This window comes from Modicisalibacter luteus DSM 23508, from assembly GCF_000378505.1.
Taxonomy (GTDB): Bacteria; Pseudomonadota; Gammaproteobacteria; order Pseudomonadales; family Halomonadaceae; genus Modicisalibacter; species Modicisalibacter luteus.
Genome location: NZ_KB899989.1, coordinates 289747 through 309031, shown reverse-complemented (window position 1 = coordinate 309031; position 19285 = coordinate 289747). Strand labels below are relative to the sequence as shown.

16 protein-coding genes and 7 tRNA genes are annotated in these 19285 nt (G+C 59.5%); 18 read left to right on the top strand and 5 right to left on the bottom strand.

The annotated features are described in order from the left end of the window. Window positions 1–89 precede the first annotated feature (89 nt). From F568_RS0101465 to F568_RS0101430, 8 genes are all read left to right on the top strand, one after another. A tRNA-Val gene (locus F568_RS0101465) sits at window positions 90–165 on the top strand. A 44-nt stretch (window positions 166–209) separates the two neighbouring features. Next, window positions 210–286, top strand: a tRNA-Asp gene (locus F568_RS0101460). A gap of 79 nt (window positions 287–365) precedes the next feature. Next, window positions 366–442 (top strand) — tRNA-Asp (locus F568_RS0101455). Window positions 443–632: 190 nt separating this feature from the next. Continuing rightward, complete coding sequence (locus F568_RS0101450) at window positions 633–2666, top strand: NADPH-dependent 2,4-dienoyl-CoA reductase (protein WP_019016921.1); 2034 nt, start codon at window positions 633–635, stop codon at window positions 2664–2666. A 158-nt stretch (window positions 2667–2824) separates the two neighbouring features. Beyond that, window positions 2825–3874, top strand: coding sequence for a threonine aldolase family protein (locus F568_RS0101445; RefSeq protein ID WP_019016920.1), 1050 nt, complete (start codon window positions 2825–2827; stop codon window positions 3872–3874). Between the two features lie 217 nt (window positions 3875–4091). Then, on the top strand, window positions 4092–6014 hold the full coding sequence (locus tag F568_RS0101440; protein WP_019016919.1) for a PrkA family serine protein kinase: 1923 nt from the start codon (window positions 4092–4094) through the stop codon (window positions 6012–6014). Window positions 6015–6098: 84 nt separating this feature from the next. Continuing rightward, complete coding sequence (locus tag F568_RS0101435; protein ID WP_019016918.1) at window positions 6099–7382, top strand: YeaH/YhbH family protein; 1284 nt, start codon at window positions 6099–6101, stop codon at window positions 7380–7382. 67 nt (window positions 7383–7449) lie between these two features. After that, window positions 7450–9003 carry a SpoVR family protein gene (locus F568_RS0101430; protein WP_019016917.1) on the top strand — a complete coding sequence of 518 codons (1554 nt, stop codon included), beginning with the start codon at window positions 7450–7452 and terminating at the stop codon, window positions 9001–9003. 64 nt (window positions 9004–9067) lie between these two features. Here F568_RS0101430 and F568_RS0101425 read toward each other — a convergent pair whose 3' ends face one another. Beyond that, a complete protein-coding gene (locus F568_RS0101425; protein WP_019016916.1) occupies window positions 9068–9382 on the bottom strand; it encodes a high-potential iron-sulfur protein in 315 nt (104 codons plus the stop codon). A gap of 220 nt (window positions 9383–9602) precedes the next feature. Between F568_RS0101425 and F568_RS0101420 the strand changes: the two genes are divergently transcribed. The 3 genes from F568_RS0101420 (at window position 9603) to F568_RS0101410 (ending at window position 11354) form a co-directional block, all read left to right on the top strand. Beyond that, on the top strand, window positions 9603–10082 hold the full coding sequence (locus F568_RS0101420; RefSeq protein ID WP_019016915.1) for a methylated-DNA--[protein]-cysteine S-methyltransferase: 480 nt from the start codon (window positions 9603–9605) through the stop codon (window positions 10080–10082). Window positions 10083–10142: 60 nt separating this feature from the next. Beyond that, on the top strand, window positions 10143–10418 hold the full coding sequence (locus tag F568_RS0101415; protein ID WP_019016914.1) for an Lrp/AsnC family transcriptional regulator: 276 nt from the start codon (window positions 10143–10145) through the stop codon (window positions 10416–10418). 81 nt (window positions 10419–10499) lie between these two features. Beyond that, window positions 10500–11354 carry a DNA/RNA non-specific endonuclease gene (locus tag F568_RS0101410; protein ID WP_019016913.1) on the top strand — a complete coding sequence of 285 codons (855 nt, stop codon included), beginning with the start codon at window positions 10500–10502 and terminating at the stop codon, window positions 11352–11354. A gap of 93 nt (window positions 11355–11447) precedes the next feature. On the opposite strand, the gene F568_RS0101405 is transcribed toward F568_RS0101410, so the two are convergent. From F568_RS0101405 to F568_RS0101390, 4 genes are all read right to left on the bottom strand, one after another. After that, window positions 11448–11534 (bottom strand) — tRNA-Leu (locus F568_RS0101405). 75 nt (window positions 11535–11609) lie between these two features. Further along, a tRNA-Leu gene (locus tag F568_RS0101400) sits at window positions 11610–11696 on the bottom strand. Window positions 11697–11733: 37 nt separating this feature from the next. Beyond that, window positions 11734–11820: transfer RNA gene (locus F568_RS0101395), tRNA-Leu, on the bottom strand. A gap of 28 nt (window positions 11821–11848) precedes the next feature. After that, window positions 11849–11935 (bottom strand) — tRNA-Leu (locus F568_RS0101390). A gap of 197 nt (window positions 11936–12132) precedes the next feature. Here F568_RS0101390 and rnr point away from each other — a divergent pair. The 7 genes from rnr (at window position 12133) to F568_RS0101355 (ending at window position 19206) form a co-directional block, all read left to right on the top strand. Beyond that, the gene (gene rnr, locus F568_RS0101385; protein WP_019016912.1) at window positions 12133–14574 is read left to right on the top strand and encodes a ribonuclease R; all 2442 of its coding nucleotides are present in this window, start codon (window positions 12133–12135) and stop codon (window positions 14572–14574) included. Then, window positions 14571–15431, top strand: a complete 861-nt coding sequence (gene rlmB / locus F568_RS0101380) for a 23S rRNA (guanosine(2251)-2'-O)-methyltransferase RlmB (RefSeq protein ID WP_019016911.1) — start codon at window positions 14571–14573, stop codon at window positions 15429–15431. The genes rnr and rlmB overlap by 4 nt, the downstream gene beginning before the upstream one ends. Before the next feature lie 151 nt (window positions 15432–15582). Further along, window positions 15583–15978, top strand: coding sequence for a 30S ribosomal protein S6 (gene rpsF / locus F568_RS0101375; RefSeq protein ID WP_019016910.1), 396 nt, complete (start codon window positions 15583–15585; stop codon window positions 15976–15978). Between the two features lie 24 nt (window positions 15979–16002). After that, the gene (gene rpsR, locus F568_RS0101370) at window positions 16003–16230 is read left to right on the top strand and encodes a 30S ribosomal protein S18 (protein ID WP_019016909.1); all 228 of its coding nucleotides are present in this window, start codon (window positions 16003–16005) and stop codon (window positions 16228–16230) included. A 13-nt stretch (window positions 16231–16243) separates the two neighbouring features. Beyond that, a complete protein-coding gene (locus tag F568_RS0101365; protein WP_019016908.1) occupies window positions 16244–17095 on the top strand; it encodes a YybS family protein in 852 nt (283 codons plus the stop codon). A gap of 15 nt (window positions 17096–17110) precedes the next feature. Then, on the top strand, window positions 17111–17557 hold the full coding sequence (rplI, locus tag F568_RS0101360) for a 50S ribosomal protein L9 (RefSeq protein ID WP_019016907.1): 447 nt from the start codon (window positions 17111–17113) through the stop codon (window positions 17555–17557). 152 nt (window positions 17558–17709) lie between these two features. Next, entirely contained in the window at window positions 17710–19206 is a 1497-nt protein-coding gene (locus tag F568_RS0101355; RefSeq protein WP_019016906.1) for a carbohydrate porin, read from the top strand. Window positions 19207–19285: the final 79 nt, after the last annotated feature.

The window sequence follows — 19285 nt, the reverse complement described above, 5'->3', positions numbered from 1 at the left end:
ATTCGAAACGGAAACCGCGATTGTTGGCCTTTGATAAAAAGCGTTGACATTACTCCGTGTCCCTGTAGAATGCAGCGCCACGTGACCGAGGGTGGTTAGCTCAGTTGGGAGAGCACCAGCCTTACAAGCTGGGGGTCACTGGTTCGAACCCAGTACCACCCACCATCGCCTTAGGGCATGGCTCGTTTGCGTAAATCTGGAAATATAGTGGACCGGTAGTTCAGTCGGTTAGAATGCCGGCCTGTCACGCCGGAGGTCGCGGGTTCGAGTCCCGTCCGGTCCGCCATTTCCAATCGGTATTGCCTGGCAATGCCACACCCAGTCGCAAGTTCCGTATCGATGCATTTCGCGCGATACAGTGTCGCGGACCGGTAGTTCAGTCGGTTAGAATGCCGGCCTGTCACGCCGGAGGTCGCGGGTTCGAGTCCCGTCCGGTCCGCCATTATCGATGTCGATTTCAACCCTGAGCCATACGGTTCGGGGTTTTGTCGTTTTGGCCCCTGCCAGCCTTTTCTGAGCCTGAATCTTCGCGCCATGGCGTTTGCGGCGGGTTATCTTGTCCTGCCTGCGGCCTTGGTCGGGATTGAGTGACTTGTCGGTATCGCTACACTGTTCATACAATCGTATGAATAATGCTCAGCGAGGCAATCGCCGTGACCGTGTATCCGCACCTTTTTCGCCCCTTGCGCGTGGGCAACCTGACGCTCAGAAACCGCATCCTGATGGGGTCCATGCATACCAATCTGGAAGAGTCGCCACACGGATTTGCGCGATTGGCGGTGTTTTACGCCGAACGGGCCAAGGCGGGTGTGGCCCTGATCGTCACCGGAGGTATCGCCCCAAACCCGGAAGGGGCGGTCTTTCAGGGCGCAGCCATGCTGACCACTGCCGAGGAATCTGCCCGACACCGAGCGGTCACCGAAGCGGTGCATGCCGAAGGCGGGCGTATCTGCTTGCAAATCCTGCATGCTGGACGCTATGCCTATTCGCCCGCACTGGTCGCGCCCTCGCCACTCCAGGCACCGATCAACCCGTTCGTACCTCGCGAACTTGGCGAAGCAGACATTGAGCGACAGATCGAAGACTACGTGCGCTGTGCACGGCTTGCGCAGGCGGCAGGCTACGATGGCGTCGAGGTCATGGGGTCGGAAGGCTACCTGGTCAATCAGTTCGTCTGCCGGCGCACTAACCAACGCAAAGACCGGTGGGGTGGCGAATTCGCCAATCGCATTCGTTTTCCTGTGGAGATCGTGCGCCGCATCCGGGCAGCGCTCGGTGAGGATTTTCTGGTTATCTTCCGCCTATCAATGCTGGATCTGGTCGAAGAGGGCAGCACCTGGGGGGAAGTGGTGACGCTGGGACGGGCCATCGAGGCTGCAGGGGCCAGTCTGATCAATACCGGCATCGGCTGGCACGAAGCGCGCGTCCCGACCATCGTCACCAGCGTGCCGCGTGCGGTGTTCACCGAAGTAACTCGGCGTATGAAGGCCGAGTTGTCGATCCCGTTGATCACGACCAACCGGATTAACATGCCGGATGTTGCCGAGCGGGTGCTGCACGAAGGGCATGCCGACATGGTGTCGATGGCACGCCCCTTCCTGGCCGATCCTGAGTGGGTAAAAAAAGCCGAGGCTGGACGCGCCGAGGAGATCAATACCTGTATCGCCTGCAACCAGGCCTGCCTTGATCACACCTTTCAAGGCAAGCTGACCTCGTGCCTGGTCAACCCGCGTGCCTGTCACGAGACGGAACTGGTCATCGAGGCGACGACAACGCCCAAGGCCATTGCCGTGGTCGGTGCCGGGCCGGCGGGGCTGGCCTGTGCCGTCACGGCGGCCAGTCGAGGGCATCGTGTCGTGCTCTTCGAGCGAGGCGACGAGCTGGGCGGCCAGTTCAACTATGCGCGGCGGATTCCCGGCAAGGAGGAGTTCGCCGAGACGCTGCGCTACTATCGGGTCATGCTCGATCGTTACGCTGTCGATGTCAGGCTGAATACACCGGCGGATGCGGCTGCCTTGACTGACTACGACGAAGTCGTCCTGGCGACTGGCGTGCGCCCGCGGGGGGTTGACCTGCCAGGCAGCGATCATTCCAAGGTCATCGATTACCCGACGGCGCTTCGCCACCCCGAGCGCATCGGGCGGCGGGTGGCCATTATCGGTGCCGGAGGGGTTGGCTTCGATGTGGCCGAACTCCTGTCTCATGCCGGGAACCCGACACTGGAGCCGGCGGCTTGGTGTCGTGAATGGGGTGTGGACCTGTCGGTGGCTCAGCCGGGTGGCTTGATGGAGCCGGCTACACCGCAGGTGCCTCGCCAGGTCTATCTGCTTCAGCGCAAGGCCTCGAAGCCCGGCGAGGGGCTGGGCACGACAACCGGCTGGGTGCACCGGGCATCGCTGCGCCATCGGGGAGTCGAGACGCTAGCAGGATGCGAGTATCTAGGCATCGACAATCGTGGGTTGCATGTGCGAATCGATGGAAAGGTACGAGTGCTTGATGTCGATCATGTGGTGGTCTGTGCCGGTCAGGAATCGGTCACCGATCTCGTCGAGCCGCTGCGTGATGCCGGGCGGACCGTACACATCATTGGGGGCGCGCAGCGCGCCGCGGAGCTGGATGCCAAGCGGGCCATTGACCAGGGAACACGTCTGGCAGCATCGTTGTGAAACGTGCTGAGACTTTCGTCCACGTTAGGCGATGATAGACTGCAAAGGGTGTGTGATCCGCACCTCTTGTGGCGTTGGCGGCCATCCGCTGCCGCGCACCGAACGAGCGGCGATGGTATCCGGTCGCCGTAGCGAACAAGAAAAGAGAAGGAAACCTCATGACCCCCCACTGTTCCCCGCGTTTTCTGGCCAGCGATAACACCTCGGGCATCTGTCCCGAAGCGCTGGATTACTTGCTCGAAGCCAATGCCTGCGACGATCTCGCTTACGGTAACGACAGCTGGACTCAGCGTGCCACTGATCGCTTTCGTCGCCTGTTTGATTATGATTGCGAGGTTTTCTTCGTTTTCAACGGTACGGCGGCCAACTCGCTCACGCTTGCCGCCATGGGGCAGAGCTACCATAGCGTGATCTGCCACGAGCTGGCGCACATCGAGACCGATGAATGCGGGGGGCCTGAATTCTTCTCTAACGGCGCCAAGCTGCTCACCAGCGCGGGTGAGCACGGCAAGCTCAATGCTGAGGGCATAGAGCGGCTGGTGACCCGGCGAAGCGACATTCATTACCCCAAGCCGAAAATCGTGTCGATCACCCAGGCCACCGAAGTCGGTACCGTCTATGATCGCGAGGAGCTGCTGGCGATCCGTACCGTAGCCGACAAGTATGACCTGCGCGTGCATATGGATGGGGCCCGTTTCGCCAATGCCTGTGCGTCACTCGAGGCATCACCGGCGGAGCTGACCTGGCAGGTCGGGGTCGATGCATTGTGTTTTTCCGGTACCAAGAACGGGCTGCCGATGGGCGAGGCCGTCGTGTTCTTCAATCGTGAACTGGCTGAAGACTTCGACTACCGCTGCAAGCAGGCCGGACAACTGGCATCCAAGATGCGTTTCATTGCCGCGCCCTGGCTGGGACTGCTGGAAACCGGAGCCTGGCTGAGCAATGCCAAGCATGCCAACGCCATGGCCCGCTATCTGGCCGATGCTTTGCGCAGCCTGCCTGGGGCCGAGCTGATGTTCCCGACCCAGGCCAACAGTGTCTTCGTGCAGCTGCCACCGCCGGTCTTGGCGCAGTTACGCGAGCGGGGCTGGACCTTCTATACCTTCATAGGTGCTGGAGGCGCGCGCTTCGTCTGTGCCTGGAATACCACGACTGACCTGCTGGACACCCTGCTGGCTGACATTCGCCAGGCCCTCGAGACCGTCTGATCCGTTTCGTTACATAACTTCCTTATTTGCAGCGGCGAACCAACGCGACGCCCGGCGCTCTTAGCTTTAGACGAGGAGCGTCGCGGGGTTGCGTTGAAAACTCGCGGCCCGCTCTCCTCCGCCGGCCGATTTATCCGTCTACGCTGATAAATACGCCAGCCCGGAAACCCCAGACTGTTTGTCTTGCGACCGGGGGTCGCGATCCAAGGAGGCCTCAATGAGTATCTTCGATCACGTGCAGAACCGATATGAGAAGGTTCAGCAGGAAGAAATGAGTCTTCAGGAGTACCTGGAGTTGTGTCGTTCGGACCCCGCTGCCTATGCGTCGGCAGCAGAGCGCATGTTGAAGGCCATTGGCGAGCCCGAGGTGATCGACACCGCCAAGGACTCACGTCTGTCTCGTATCTTCACCAATAAGGTCATCCGTCGTTATCCGGCCTTTTCCGAGTTCTACGGTATGGAGGAGGCCATCGAACAGATCGTGGCGTATTTCCGACATGCAGCTCAGGGCCTGGAGGAACGCAAGCAGATCCTGTATCTGTTGGGGCCGGTAGGGGGCGGTAAGTCGTCTCTGGCTGAGCGACTCAAGCTATTGATAGAGCGGATACCGTTCTATGCCATCAAGGGCTCGCCCGTCTATGAATCGCCGCTGGGTCTGTTTTCGCCCGAGGAGGACGGCGAGCTCCTCGAAAAAGAATATGGGATTCCGCAGCGCTATCTGAAGAGCGTCATGTCGCCATGGGCGGCCAAGCGCCTCAAGGAATACGGTGGCGACATTTCCGAGTTCCGCGTGGTCAAGTTGTATCCCTCGCGCCTCAATCAGATTGCCGTATCCAAGACCGAGCCGGGCGACGAGAACAACCAGGACATTTCCTCCTTGGTGGGCAAGGTCGATATTCGCCAACTTGAGCTCTATTCCCAAGACGATCCGGATGCCTACAGTTTCTCCGGTGGACTGTGCAAGTCCAACCAGGGGCTGATGGAATTCGTCGAGATGTTCAAAGCGCCGATCAAGGTGCTGCACCCCTTGCTGACCGCCACCCAGGAAGGCAACTACAACCCCACTGAAGGCATGGGCGCGATTCCTTTCGACGGCATCGTCCTTGCCCACTCCAACGAGAGCGAGTGGCAGCAGTTCCGCAACAACCGCAACAACGAGGCTTTCCTCGACCGCGTCTACATCGTCAAGGTGCCTTACTGTCTGCGGGTCTCCGAAGAGATCAAGATTTACAAGAAGCTGCTCGAGCATTCCTCTCTCGACCAGGCACCGTGTGCACCCGATACGTTGCGCATGCTGGCGCAGTTCTCGGTGTTGTCGCGCCTCAAGGAGCCCGAGAATTCCAGTATCTATTCCAAGATGCGCGTCTATGACGGCGAGAACCTCAAGGATACCGACCCCAAGGCCAAGTCGATCCAGGAGTACCGCGACGCCGCCGGAGTCGATGAAGGCATGGACGGGCTATCTACACGCTTTGCCTTCAAGATTCTGTCCAAGGTATTCAACTTCGATACCCACGAGATCGCCGCCAACCCGGTGCATCTGCTCTATGTCCTCGAACAACGGCTCGAGCAAGAGCAGTTGCCCAAGGAAGTCCATGATCGCTACCTGCGCTTTATCAAGGAGTTCCTGGCGCCGCGCTACGTCGACTTCATCGGCAAGGAAATCCAGACTGCTTATCTTGAGTCGTACAGCGAATACGGTCAGAACATCTTCGATCGTTACGTTACCTACGCCGACTTCTGGATTCAGGATCAGGAATATCGTGATCCCGAGACCGGCGAGCTGTTCAACCGCCAGTCACTCAACGAGGAGCTGGAAAAGATCGAAAAGCCGGCAGGCATCTCCAACCCCAAGGACTTCCGTCACGAGGTGGTCAACTTCGTGCTGAGAGCCCGTGCCCAGAACAACGGCATGAATCCCAGCTGGCAGTCCTACGAGAAGCTCAAGGGGGTCATCGAGAAGAAGATGTTTGCCAATACCGAAGAGCTTCTGCCGGTCATCTCGTTCAATGCCAAGGCTTCCGCGAACGACCAGCGCAAGCATGAAGATTTCGTGGCGCGAATGGTCGATCGTGGATATACCGAGAAGCAGGTCCGTCTGCTGTCCGAGTGGTACCTGCGCGTTCGCAAGTCCCAGTAACCGGCCGGGGCTGGATCAGGGCGGAGCGACCGTTGCGGTCGCTCCGCGTCCCGCGGCGCAACCTGCGCAGGGGAGGTGGTAGACATGAGTTATTTTATCGACCGTCGTCTGAACGCCCGCCACAAGAGCGAGGTGAACCGGCAGCGGTTTCTGGATCGTTATCGTACGCATATCAAGCGTTCGGTGGAGGAGGCGGTAAACCGGCGTTCGATCACCGACATGGAGCATGGCGAGAAGGTCTCGATTCCGGCTCGCGATATTTCCGAGCCGGTGTTTCAGCATGGCCAGGGCGGGCATCGCACCATTGTTAGCCCGGGTAACAAGGAGTTCGTCGAGGGGGATCGCCTGCGGCGCCCCGGAGGAGGCGGCGGTGGCGGTGGCGCCGGTGAGGGTAGCGCTTCCAACCAGGGCGAAGGCGCCGACGAGTTTGCCTTCTCACTGACTCGTGAGGAGTTCCTCGACTTCGTGTTCGATGGCCTGGAGCTGCCGCACCTGGAGCGCAAGCAGCTGGTCGATATCGAGGAAGTTCGCCCGGTGCGTGCCGGCATTTCCCGGGAGGGCGTGCCGGCGCGAATGAACATTGTGCGCTCGATGCGCGAGGCCCAGGCGCGACGCATCGCCATGCGTGCGCCGATCCGACGTGCTCTACGCGAGGCCACGGAAGCCCTCGAGGCCGAGGAGCGCAAGGATCCGGTGCTGCGCAACCCTGCCCGCATTGCCGAATTGAAGGCGGAGGTCGAACGTCTCGAAAAACGTCTCGACTCCATACCATTCATCGACACTTATGACCTTCGCTATAACAACCTCGTGAATCAGCCGCAGCCCTCCAACAAGGCTGTGATGTTCTGTGTCATGGACGTGTCGGGGTCGATGACACAGTCGCACAAGGATATCGCCAAGCGCTTCTTCCTGTTGCTGTATCTGTTTCTGGAGCGCAATTACGAGAAGGTCGAGCTGGTATTCGTACGGCACCATACGGCGGCCAAGGAAGTCGACGAGGAGGAGTTCTTCTACTCGCGCGAGACTGGCGGCACCATCGTGTCCAGCGCATTGTCATTGGTCGACGAAATCATCCAGGACCGTTATCCCGCGGCACAGTGGAATCTGTACGTCGCTCAGGCCTCGGATGGCGACAACTGGGACGATGACTCCACAACCTGCCGCAAGCTGCTTGTTCAGTCGCTGATGCCGCGTTTGCAGTACTACACCTATGTTGAGATCACTCCCCATGCGCATCAGGCATTGTGGGAGGAGTACGAGAGCGTGCAGGCCGAGTTCCCCGAACGTTTCGCCATGCGACAGATCGTCGAGGCAGGGGACATTTATCCGGTCTTTCGCGAACTGTTCCGGCGCCGCACCAAACAGTGAGCTCTGGCTTGAGCGGGCCCTGTCGTGGCGGGCGCTGAGGCGCCGGCCCGGCCCGAAAGGAGATGGCATGACCAAGCGTACCCCGATTGCTACTGGCTCCGATTGGAACTTCGAGGTCCTCACCGAATATGAGCGAGAGATCTCACGATTGGCTGACGAATACCGGCTGGATACCTACCCCAACCAGATCGAGATCATCACTTCTGAGCAAATGATGGATGCCTATGCCAGCGTGGGGATGCCGGTTGGCTACCATCATTGGTCGTTCGGCAAGCAGTTCCTGGCTGTCGAGCAGGCCTATCGTCGTGGGCAGATGGGGCTGGCTTATGAATTGGTGATCAATTCCGATCCCTGCATCGCCTACCTCATGGAAGAGAACACCCTGATGATGCAGGTGCTGGTCATGGCGCACGCCTGCTATGGCCATAACTCCTTCTTCAAGGGCAACTACCTGTTCCGTACTTGGACCGACGCGTCGGCCATCGTCGATTACCTGGTCTTCGCCCGCAAGTACGTCTCCGAGTGCGAGGAGCGCCACGGCGTCACGGCCGTCGAGCAGCTGCTCGATGCCTGCCATGCATTGCAGAATTATGGAGTCGATCGTTACAAGCGGCCCTCGCCGATTTCCGCAGATGAAGAGGCGAGGCGGCAGGCCGAGCGCGAGGCCTATCTGCAGTCTCAGATTAACCTGCTATGGCGAACCATTCCCACCCCGCACGAGCATGGCGAGACTCTGGGCCGCGATGACGAGGAGGATCCGTTGGGCCTCCATCAGCAGGGGCGCTACCCGGCCGAGCCACAGGAAAACCTGCTCTATTTCATCGAGAAGAACGCACCGTTGCTGGCGCCCTGGCAGCGTGAAATTGTGCGCATCGTACGCAAGCTGGCGCAGTATTTTTATCCTCAGCGTCAGACTCAGGTGATGAACGAAGGCTGGGCCACGTTCTGGCATTACACTCTAATGCACCGCATGTACGATGATGGACTGGTCGACGAGGGCCTGATGCTGGAGTTCCTGCAGTCCCACACGGCTGTAGTCAACCAGCCGGAATTCGACAGCCCGTACTACAACGGCATCAATCCCTATGCGCTGGGGTTTGCCATGTTCAGTGACATCAAGCGCATCTGCCAGGAACCGACCGATGAGGATCGCCGCTGGTTCCCCGACATGGCGGGTAGTGACTGGCTCGAGACATTGCATTTCGCGATGCGTAACTTCAAGGACGAATCCTTCGTTCAGCAATTCCTGTCACCCAAGGTGATTCGCGATCTCAAGTTGTTTTCGCTAGTCGACGACGACCGTGACGAGATGCTGACCATCGAGGCGATTCACGACGAGCGTGGCTATCAACGTATCCGCGAGGCGCTGTCGACGCAGTACGCCTTGTCGGTGCGTGAGCCCAATATTCAGGTCTGGGAAGCCAATATCCGGGGTGATCGCTCACTGACGCTACGCCACGTGCAGGACCGGCGGCGCCCATTGGCCAAGAGCGTCTATCCGGTCATGCGCCACCTGCATCAGCTATGGGGTTTCCCGGTAAAGCTGGAGTCGATGGAAGGCGAGGAGATCGTGCGCCGCTACCAATGGCCATTGCCTGAGCATGACGGCGAGCGAGGCTGAATGAGGGAGAAGCATAAAGCGCCGGCGACTGCCGGCGCTCGTCGTTAGGCTTCAGTAAAACCGCTCAGGGCTGCTTGGTCCAGGATTGACACCAGCCTTCAGGAGCCACGCTGTGTTGTGGAAACAGTTGGCATCCGTTATTGGCTTCCTTGAAAAACATGCAATTATCACAGCGCTCGCCTTGCGAATAAGCGGGATGGTCGCTGGCTTGCTGGGCATCTGTCACATAATTCAGTGCCTTGGCCTGCGGATTCTCCGGGTCGAGAGGCGGGAGTTCCTGAGCTAAGGCGTGCTGGGAAAGAACGCCGGCACCCAGTGGCAGGGCAGCGAGCCCCAGTAAACTGTGGCGCACGAAGTCACGACGGCTTTGATTGGCCATGGTTTCTCCTTGATTGTGGTTGTCATGCCGATCACGGTGTATGGGCGGTTTTTCCGCCTCTATTTGAATCTCTTTGTAGACGAGGCCTGCAGGGAGCGGGCGAAGTGCGCTACTCTCCGACTCTTCTATCCTAGTGTAAGCGGGGCCTGATTCACTATGGTCCCGTTCGTCGTGCGGCAATCCGTCGCAGTGCTGCGGGTCGTAAAAGCAAGGAGATGGGATGCGCTACACAACTTTCGCTAGCCCGTTGGGGGAGTTGCTTCTGGCGGGCGACAAGCGCGGGCTGCGTCGCCTGTGCTTTCTCGACGAAAAGCCAGGGCTGACCGAAAGGGAGCAATGGCAGCGCGATGACGAATCGCTGGCGGAGGCGCGTGAGGAGGTGCTGGCTTACCTGGCAGGGCGTCGTCGCAGCTTCAACATCGATGTGGCGCCGGAAGGCAGCGAGGTCCAGCGAGAGGTCTGGGCGGCGCTGATGAGAATTCCTTATGGCCAGACACGCACCTATGGCGAGCTCGCCAATAGGCTGGGGCACGGCAAGGCCGTAATTGCCGTGAGCAGTGCCAGTGCAGCCAATCCCTTGCCGATTCTGATTCCTTGCCATCGACTGGTTGCAGCAAGAGGGATCGGCAGTTATAGCGGGGGAGTCGCTATCAAGCAGCGACTTCTCGCCCTGGAGTGTGGTACTGCAGGGGAGCAGTAACCTGCGCGATGCAAGACAGGACTGGTATACTTGCCGCCATAACAGCTCAGGAGTCGACCGATGCAGAACGCCGTGATTCTGATCAATGCCGAGAAAGGCCAGATCCAGGCCGTCGCCCAGCGTCTGGCCGAAGTGGACGGGATCAGTGAAGTCTATTCGACATGCGGCCGTTACGACCTCGTGGCCATAGCCCGCACCCGGGATTTCGAGTCGCTGGCGGAACTGGTCACCGGTCGTCTCATGAACGTCGAAGGAATCCGTGACACAGAGACATTGAATGCCATGCAGGTCCACTCCCGCCATGACCTGGAAACCATGTTTAGCGTCGGGCTCTGACCCGGCCAAGACTCTGTCGCTTTCCCTCGCCTGCCGTCATTGCCGGTCGGGCTAACGTCGCTTTTGGATAGTTCTGCACGCATGATATCTTCCTTGCCGTTCGTCCGGCGCCAGGTGCGCAACGTGGGCGTTTCCCTTCTGTTCGTGCTGGTCGCCAGCGGCTTGTGGTATTGGCAGGAGCAGGATGTCAGGGATCGTCTGAGCTGGATGGGAGTGACAACTTGGGACGAGCCCGGGCTGACCAATTTGCACCGTGTCTTGCGCAATGAGGGCGTGTTGATCGGCTGGTCCGATGTGCGCGTCAATCCTCTATGGGTCAGCTATCGCCTGCATCGCGTCGACGACACCAAAATCGGCCCGCGCCCCGATTTCCGCCGGGACTGGCGAACGCTATGGCCGATCATGCCCGATAGCTATTTCGGCAGCGGTTACGATCGAGGCCACCTGGCGCCGAACTACGCCATTGCCCGGGTTCACGGCGCCGAAGCGCAGCGCGACACGTTCCTCATGTCGAACATCTCGCCGCAGCGTCCCGATCTCAACCGGCGTCTTTGGCAGCGGCTGGAGGAGGTTGTAATCGACCATTTTGTACCTCGTTTCGGTGCCGTTCAGGTCATTACCGGACCGGTCTTTCCGGTAGATTGGCTCGGCAACGTGTTTCACCGTGTCGGTCTGGTCGAGGTGCCTCAGGCGTTCTATAAGATCGTGGTGGTTCCGGGTGAGCGGCCCAAGGCGCTGGCCTTCCTGATGCCGCAGACGGTTCAAGGTAACGAGCCACTGGATCGTTTCTTGGTCAGTATCGACGAGGTCGAGGCGCGTACCGGGCTGAACTTCTTCCCCTTGTTGCCCGATAACGTCGAGATCGTTCTCGAGGCGGAGGTTCGCTCCGGTGGTTGGGCGCTGGACAAGGTGGCAAGATTGCCGTCGCGTTATTGAGACGTTCTGAATGGGGAGATGTCGTCAAGCTGACATGAATGCCGAGGCGTTCATTTGTATGAAAAAGGCAAGGGAGGGAAGTGCGATAAGGCGTGGTGCCCAGAAGAGGACTTGAACCTCCACGTCCGTAAGGACACTAGCACCTGAAGCTAGCGCGTCTACCAATTCCGCCACCTGGGCGAACATGAGAATCTGGCTTTGCCAGGGTGGGGCTTTCGCCCCGATGCCTCACGTAATACCGTATAAGCATCGATTTGGTGCCCAGAAGAGGACTTGAACCTCCACGTCCGTAAGGACACTAGCACCTGAAGCTAGCGCGTCTACCAATTCCGCCATCTGGGCATGCGGAAAATCTTTCTCAGGAGAGAGGATGCGGGAATGGTGCCCAGGAGAGGACTTGAACCTCCACGTCCGTAAGGACACTAGCACCTGAAGCTAGCGCGTCTACCAATTCCGCCACCTGGGCGCATCATCTTCACAAGCTCATGTTCGCGTGGTGCCCAGGAGAGGACTTGAACCTCCACGTCCGTAAGGACACTAGCACCTGAAGCTAGCGCGTCTACCAATTCCGCCATCTGGGCAAGTGGCCACGCATCTTACCGATTTTGTGTGGGATTGCAATAGGGCAGGCGGTGCGGGCTTGAGAAAAATCGGCACTGGAGGCATATGGTTGGGTCGTTATGCACAGAGCGTTATACTGCGGACATGATCGACTACCCTCACTCCGTTCCACGCCCGCTGCCGCTCGCCCATTCTGTCTACAAGGAAGCACGATAAGATGAACCATTGGACGTTAAGCGACGATCCGCACGCGGAACGTGAAGCTCACAAATACGACAAGCCGGTACCCAGCCGGGAGTATCTGCTCGAACGGCTCGAGGAGTATGGCAAGCCCATCACTCACGAGAACATGAGCCGCATGCTGGGCCTTGAAGATGAGGACCAGATGGAGGCGGTGCGCCGTCGCCTGGCAGCCATGGAGCGCGACGGGCAAGTGTTGCGCAACCGGCGCGGCGCCTACGCGCTGATCGACAAGCTCGATCTGATCAAGGGACGTGTGCTCGGCCACCGCGACGGGATAGGCTTTCTGATCCGCGAGGATGGCAAGAAACCCGACCTGGTAATTCCGCCCCGGCAAATGCGCCGGGTCTTCCATGGCGATCATGTCCTGGTACGCGTCAGTGGGCGCGACCGCCGTGGGCGTGACGAGGCCACCATCGTTGAGGTGCTGTCCCGCAATACACAGACCCTTGTCGGCATCTACCGCGAGCGTTCCAGCGAGTTCGGTCTGCTGATACCCGAAAACTCCCGAATCGCTCAGGAAATCATCATCCCCAACAGTGCCACCGGCGGGGCCCGGGATGGGCAGATCGTCTCGGTGCGCATTACCCAGCAGCCCGAAACTCGCGTTCAACCCACCGGTGAGGTGGTAGAGGTGTTAGGCGAGCGCATGGATCCTGGGATGGAGATCGACATCGCCATCCGCAGCCATGATATTCCCGCCGAGTTTCCGCCTGAGGTCGAGGCCGAAATCGCCGGTATGTCGGCGGAGGTCGTCGAGGCCGACAAACAGCATCGCATCGATCTGCGCGATTTTCCGCTGGTCACCATCGATGGTGAAGATGCCAAGGACTTCGATGATGCAGTCTGCGCTTGGAAGACGCGTTCGGGGAGTTGGAAGCTGATCGTGGCGATTGCCGACGTCTCGCACTATGTCCGTCCAGGCACGGCCCTGGACGAAGAGGCGCATGTCCGCGGCAATTCGGTCTATTTCCCGGGGCAGGTCGTGCCGATGCTGCCCGAGTTGCTCTCAAACGGCTTGTGTTCGCTCAACCCAGAGGTCGACCGCCTGACCCTAGTCTGCGAGATGAATATCTCCAAGACCGGTGCCATCAGCCGCTATAAGTTCTATGAAGCGGTGATACGCTCGCATGCGCGCCTGACCTACACTCAGGTCGGCGAGATGCTGCAGTCGCCGGATAGTCCGGAAGGGCAGGAGCTTTGCCAGCGTTACGAATCGCTGTTGCCGTCGCTTAAAAATCTGCACGAGCTTTACAAGCTCTTGCGCCTCTCCCGTGGGGAGCGCGGCGCGATCGACTTCGAGACCACAGAAACACAGATTCTGTTCAACAGTGAACGCAAGATCGAGACCATCGTGCCGCGTACGCGCAACGATGCCCACAAGCTGATCGAGGAGTGCATGTTGGCTGCCAACGTGGCGACCGCGCGTTTCCTCGACAAGCATGATCTGCCGGCGCTGTATCGTATCCACGAACCACCTGCACCTGAGCGTCTCGATAAGCTGCGTCTGTTCCTCAACGAGCTAGGCCTGACTCTGGGCGGCGGAGACGATCCGACCCCTCAGGATTACCAGCAGCTGCGCGAAGTGATCAAGGACCGGCCCGATGCCGACATCATCCAGACGGTGATGCTGCGCTCGATGAGCCAGGCGGTCTATTCTCCGCAAAATGAGGGCCACTTCGGGCTCGCCTACCCGGCCTATGCACATTTTACTTCACCGATTCGTCGCTACCCCGACCTGCTGGTGCACCGCGCCATCCGCTCGGTGATTCGTGGGCCTCGCCAGACGACGACCGTCCAGCGTGCCGAGGGGGCGCCGGTAGAGAAGCCGAGCAAATGGTGCCCGTACACCTTCGAGCAGATGGTTGAGCTCGGCGAGCACTGCTCGATGACCGAACGGCGCGCTGATGATGCTACTCGCGATGTGACGGATTGGCTCAAATGCGAGTTCATGTCCGACAAGGTCGGCGAGGTTTTCGAGGGCACCATCGCCTCGGTTACCCAGTTCGGTATCTTTGTGCGGCTCGACGAGGTCTATGTGGAAGGCTTGGTGCATGTAACTTCCTTGCCCTCCGATTACTACCACTACGAGGCCGAGAAGCATCGGCTCAAGGGTGAGCGCGGCGGTATTTCCTACCGACTGGGCGATGGAGTGACGGTGCAGGTCGCACGGGTCGATCTTGACGAGCGTAAGATCGATTTCGAATTGGTCGGCGACATGCCGCGCAAGCAGCGCCAACCGCGCAAGCCCAAGGCGAATGCCCAGGGTGGTCGCGACGACAAGAGTGGTGGCAAGGACGACAAGGGACCGAAGCGTCCGCGTCGTCGTAGGCCCAGACCCGGCCGCAAGGAGCGGGAACAGGGCGGCGAAAGCAAGAAGCCACGTCGTAGCGGCAAGTCGAGCGGGGAACGTTCATGAGTCGCGGCGGCTCTGCACGCCCGCGTCACAAATCTCAGGCCGGGCGCGGTAAGCCGCACTCGGCCCGGCGAGCGTCCTCGATTAGCGTGCCGGGGGGGCTCGATAGCGTGTTCGGCGTACATGCCGTGCGCGCTCTGCTGGAGCGTGGCGAAGCCCCGCGCGAATTGTGGGTTCAGGAGGGCCAGGCCGGTTCTCGCTTGGAGGCATTGATCGCGCAAGCGCGCGATGCCGGGGCTCATCTGGTGACGCAGCCGCGCGAGGTGCTCGACGAGCTGGCGGGGGAGGCGGCGCATCAGGGCGTTATCGCGTTCTGTCCACCGCTGCTTGCCCAGAACGAAGAGGCATTGCTGCTTAGGCTGGGAGCATGGCAACAGGCGGAGCCACCGCTATTACTGATCCTCGATGGGGTGACTGACGTACATAACTTTGGCGCCTGCCTGCGCAGTGCTGACGCTGCTGGAGCGCATGGTGTCATCGTGCCCAAGGACAAGGCGGCTCCGCTGAACGCCACGGTACGCAAGGTAGCCTGCGGCGCCGCCGAGAGCATGCCTGTCTACCAGGTCACTAACCTGGCACGCGCCATGCAGCGTCTCAAGGATGCCGGCGTGTGGATAACGGGTACCGCCGGCGAAGCCGATGCCAGCCTGTTCGAGGCTGACTTCACCGGCGCCTGTGCCCTGGTCATGGGGGCGGAGGGCAAAGGCATGCGCCGGCTAACCCGTGAAGCCTGTGACGGCTTGGTCAAGCTGCCCATGGCCGGTAGCGTATCGAGCCTCAACGTTTCCGTAGCCACTGGGGTCTGCCTTTACGAGGTCGTCCGGCAGCGCCGTCAGGCTCGGCACATGTCAGGCAAGTGAACCGCGGTTGAGGCATTCCTTGCAAGCACGGGGTGCGATCACTACAATTGTGCGGTTCTTAGAACACCCTCACCCAGTAAATCACGACTCCTTGCTTCCCCTTGGTGGAATTTCCCGTCATCCGGAAGCTGTCAAACCGTAAGGAGACATCATGCGTCATTACGAAATCGTGTTCATGGTCCATCCGGATCAGAGCGAGCAAGTGCCGGCAATGGTCGAGCGCTACACCGGCATCGTCACCGAAAACGGTGGCACTGTGCATCGTCTCGAGGATTGGGGCCGTCGTCATCTGGCTTACCCGATCAACAAGATCCACAAGGCCCATTATGTGCTGATGAACATCGAGTGCCGCGGCGAAACTCTCGAAGAAATCGAGAATATCTTCCGCTTCAACGATGCCATCATCCGTAGTCTGGTCGTGCGTTGCAAGGAAGCCGTCACCGAAGCTTCTCCGATGATGAAGCAGGCTGACGATAAGCGTCCGCGTCGTGAAGAACGCCCCGAGCGTCCGCGTTCCGAGCGCTCCGAAACCGCCGAAGCCAGCTAATTCGCACATCCAGGAGGATAATCCATGGCACGCTTTTTCCGTCGCCGCAAGTTCTGCCGCTTCACTGCCGAAGGCGTGAAGTATATCGATTACAAAGATATCGATACCCTCAAGGCGTACATCACCGAGACTGGCAAGATCGTCCCGAGCCGCATCACTGGCACACGAGCGCGCTACCAGCGTCAGCTTGCCACTGCCATCAAGCGCGCTCGCTACCTGGCGCTGCTGCCCTATACCGACAGCCACCAGTAAGCCGTATCGCGTGATGCTGCCTCTGGCTCGCTGGGTAATGCGCGGCACACCGCATGCTGTGGGTGCCGCCGCCCTTGCCGCCATTATTCCCTGGCTATTCTGGTTCAGTGCTGCAGTGGCCGCCCTGGTGACCTTGCGGCGTGGCCTGGGGCCGGCCATGCCGGTGATCGTTGCCGCCGCGCTACCAACCGGTTGGTGGTGGATGCAAGGCGATACGATTCCGCTGGCCAGCCTGTTACTGGTGACGCTGATGGCGACCGTGCTGCGTTCGCGCATGCGCTGGAGCGAGACGCTGATCGCCGGTGCTCTGGTCGGGGCGGCAATGGTTCAGCTGGGCATCTTCCTACCCCCTGGTGGGGCTGGGCCGTTACTCGATCAGTTGCGCCAATCGTCTCCTGAGATCGAGCGCATGCTCGCAGATCTCACCGAACAGGGTGTGGCGACCGAGCGACTGGCTGTCCTGCTGATTGGCGGGGTAACGGGGTTGATAGTCATGCTGGCCTCGGTGGCTTGCCTGGCACTGGCGCGTAGCTGGCAGGCGGGGTTATACAATCCCGGTGGCTTCCGAGCCGAGTTCCATGCCCTGCGCCTGTCAGGTCGGGAGCTCATCCTGCTGGTAGTGCTGGTAGTGCTGGGCGTGGTCTTCGCGTTACCTGCGCTGACCATGCTGGCTTGGGTCCCGCTACTGGTGGGTGGCGTTGCGCTGATACATGGATTGATTGGTCTCAAGGGGATGAACGGGTTGTGGTTGGTGGCTTTCTATGTGCTGCTGCTGACCACTTGGCCCATGATTCTGATTGTGCTGCTGCTGGGTTTCATCGATACCTTTGCGGATTTCCGCGGCCGATTGGCCCGCAGCCAATGACAAGAGGTTAACGAGATGGAAGTCATTCTGCTCGACAATATCGGTAAGCTGGGTGGTCTGGGTGACAAGGTCACCGTCAAGCCTGGTTACGGCCGTAATTACCTGGTTCCCTACGGCCTGGCCGTGCCGGCAACCAAAGAAAACGTGGAAGCCTTCGAAACGCAGCGTGCCGAACTCGAAGCTCAAGTTGCCGAGCGCAAGCGTGAAGCTGAAGCTCGCGCCGAAGAGCTCAACGACATCGAGCTATCGCTGGTGGCTAAAGCCGGTGACGAAGGTAAACTATTCGGCTCCATCGGTCCGCGCGATCTGGCCGACGCCCTTGCCCAGGCCGGTATCGACGTGGCCAAGAGCGAAGTGCGTATGCCGGAAGGCCCGATTCGCGCTACAGGCGAATACGACATCCAGCTGCACTTGCATGCGGAAGTCGATGCCACCATCCGTATCGTGGTCGTGGCCGAATAAGCTCAACGATCTCGTATACGAACGCGGCAGCCGAAAGGCTGCCGCGTTTTTTTATTGCCCAAAGATAGTCGGAAGGCGGTTCGTGCTGCCGGTCTGGCCTCAGTCGAGCTACGTTGTAGCAACGACAACGCGAACAAAGCCAGGAAAGTTTTATGCCCAACTATCTACTTAATGCAACCATTGCCGCAGTTTCTATGGGAACGATGAGCTTGTCCCAAGCTCAGGAGGCCAGTATCGAGGAACGCCTGGCGGCGCTGGAAGAGCGAGTTGCCGCTGCAGAAGCACGGGCCGAGCAGGCGGAGAGGCGCGCTGAAGAAGCTGAGCGGCAGGTGGCCGAGCTTCAGGGGAGTGAGGATAAAGACGAAGCCACGGTTGAGGAGCGGCTAGCCAAGGTCGAGCGCCAGGTGAGTGGGGAGGAAGGGTTCTCCTATGAAGCCTATGCTCGCTCGGGAGTGTTGGTGGATGGCGATGGCAATGGCACTCAAGGCGGCCCGTATGTGACGCCGGCAGGGTCGGTGGGTGGCGCGGTCGGTCGTCTGGGCAACGAAGACGACAACTACTTGGAAGCCATCCTCAACTACCGACAGAATTATGAAAATGGCGCCAAGGCGCTCTACCGCGTAATGATTGCCGATGGTGTCGAGACCAGCAATACCTGGACTGCCGAGGAGTCGGACCTCAATGTTCGGCAAGTGTACGCGGAGTTCAGTAACTTGCCCACGTTCACCGGGGCATTCGAAGGTACATCGATCTGGGCCGGCAAGCGGTTCGATCGGGAGAGCTTCGACATTCATTGGCTCGATAGCGATGTTGTCTTTCTCGCCGGGACCGGTGCGGGTGTTTATGATATCCAGCTTACCGACGCATGGTCATCCAACTTTTCCCTTTATGGTCGTGATTATGGTCATGTCGGCGCCGAGGGGCTCTCCGAAGAAGTGGAAAGTTATATATTCACGGCAAACAACTTTATCGATAACTGGCAGTGGATGGTTAGCGGGTTATCGGCAAACGACAATGAGGTGCGTACCTCGGGGGCTGCTGACAGCGGCTTACACACGATGCTGGCATATCATGGCAATACCTTTTTCGGCCTGCGCGAAGGCGAGTTCAAGGCTGCCGTGCTCCATGGGCAAGGTCTTGGCGCCGAAGTGAAGGAGTTAGGTGCCGATGGGGAACTGAACGAAAATGCCGAGGCGACACGCGTTGCTCTTTATGGCACGACCTACCTGGCACCCAGGTGGAGGTTCGCGCCCGCATTGCTCGCTGAAACCAGCCGGGACCGTTATGTCGAAAAAGACAGCTACGACTGGCTGACACTCAATGCGCGGATAGCCAACGAGCTGACCCAAAACTTCGAGATGCAGTACGAGATCAGCTGGCAGACCATGGACCTTGATCCTCAAGGCTACCTTGGACGCAATGCTGTGAGTGGAGATTACACAAAGCTGACCGTTGCACCCACTTTCAAGCCCATGGTGGATGGCTTTCTACAGCGGCCCGAGCTGCGCCTGTTTGCGACCTATGCTGATTGGGACGATGAGCTGAACAGTTATGTCGTTCCCGGTTCGGAGGAGGCGGATGGTTTTGGTGCGTCTGGCTACTCTGGTAGCGAGTGGAGTTTCGGAGTACAGATGGAAACGTGGTTCTGATGCGGTTGGTCATAGGGCGAGGCAGCACTATGAGGTAGAATGGCACCGCTATCTACCGATAGCCCTGCGTGACATCCAA

Excerpts from the sequence above, each read along its gene's own strand:
- F568_RS0101450 (WP_019016921.1), top strand. The coding sequence starts at position 633 with ATGCTCAGCGAGGCAATCGCCGTGACCGTGTATCCGCACCTTTTTCGC.
- F568_RS0101445 (WP_019016920.1), top strand. The coding sequence starts at position 2,825 with ATGACCCCCCACTGTTCCCCGCGTTTTCTGGCCAGCGATAACACCTCG.
- F568_RS0101440 (WP_019016919.1), top strand. The coding sequence starts at position 4,092 with ATGAGTATCTTCGATCACGTGCAGAACCGATATGAGAAGGTTCAGCAG.
- F568_RS0101435 (WP_019016918.1), top strand. The coding sequence starts at position 6,099 with ATGAGTTATTTTATCGACCGTCGTCTGAACGCCCGCCACAAGAGCGAG.
- F568_RS0101430 (WP_019016917.1), top strand. The coding sequence starts at position 7,450 with ATGACCAAGCGTACCCCGATTGCTACTGGCTCCGATTGGAACTTCGAG.
- F568_RS0101425 (WP_019016916.1), bottom strand. The coding sequence starts at position 9,382 with ATGGCCAATCAAAGCCGTCGTGACTTCGTGCGCCACAGTTTACTGGGG.
- F568_RS0101420 (WP_019016915.1), top strand. The coding sequence starts at position 9,603 with ATGCGCTACACAACTTTCGCTAGCCCGTTGGGGGAGTTGCTTCTGGCG.
- F568_RS0101415 (WP_019016914.1), top strand. The coding sequence starts at position 10,143 with ATGCAGAACGCCGTGATTCTGATCAATGCCGAGAAAGGCCAGATCCAG.
- F568_RS0101410 (WP_019016913.1), top strand. The coding sequence starts at position 10,500 with ATGATATCTTCCTTGCCGTTCGTCCGGCGCCAGGTGCGCAACGTGGGC.
- rnr (WP_019016912.1), top strand. The coding sequence starts at position 12,133 with ATGAACCATTGGACGTTAAGCGACGATCCGCACGCGGAACGTGAAGCT.
- rlmB (WP_019016911.1), top strand. The coding sequence starts at position 14,571 with ATGAGTCGCGGCGGCTCTGCACGCCCGCGTCACAAATCTCAGGCCGGG.
- rpsF (WP_019016910.1), top strand. The coding sequence starts at position 15,583 with ATGCGTCATTACGAAATCGTGTTCATGGTCCATCCGGATCAGAGCGAG.
- rpsR (WP_019016909.1), top strand. The coding sequence starts at position 16,003 with ATGGCACGCTTTTTCCGTCGCCGCAAGTTCTGCCGCTTCACTGCCGAA.
- F568_RS0101365 (WP_019016908.1), top strand. The coding sequence starts at position 16,244 with ATGCTGCCTCTGGCTCGCTGGGTAATGCGCGGCACACCGCATGCTGTG.
- rplI (WP_019016907.1), top strand. The coding sequence starts at position 17,111 with ATGGAAGTCATTCTGCTCGACAATATCGGTAAGCTGGGTGGTCTGGGT.
- F568_RS0101355 (WP_019016906.1), top strand. The coding sequence starts at position 17,710 with ATGCCCAACTATCTACTTAATGCAACCATTGCCGCAGTTTCTATGGGA.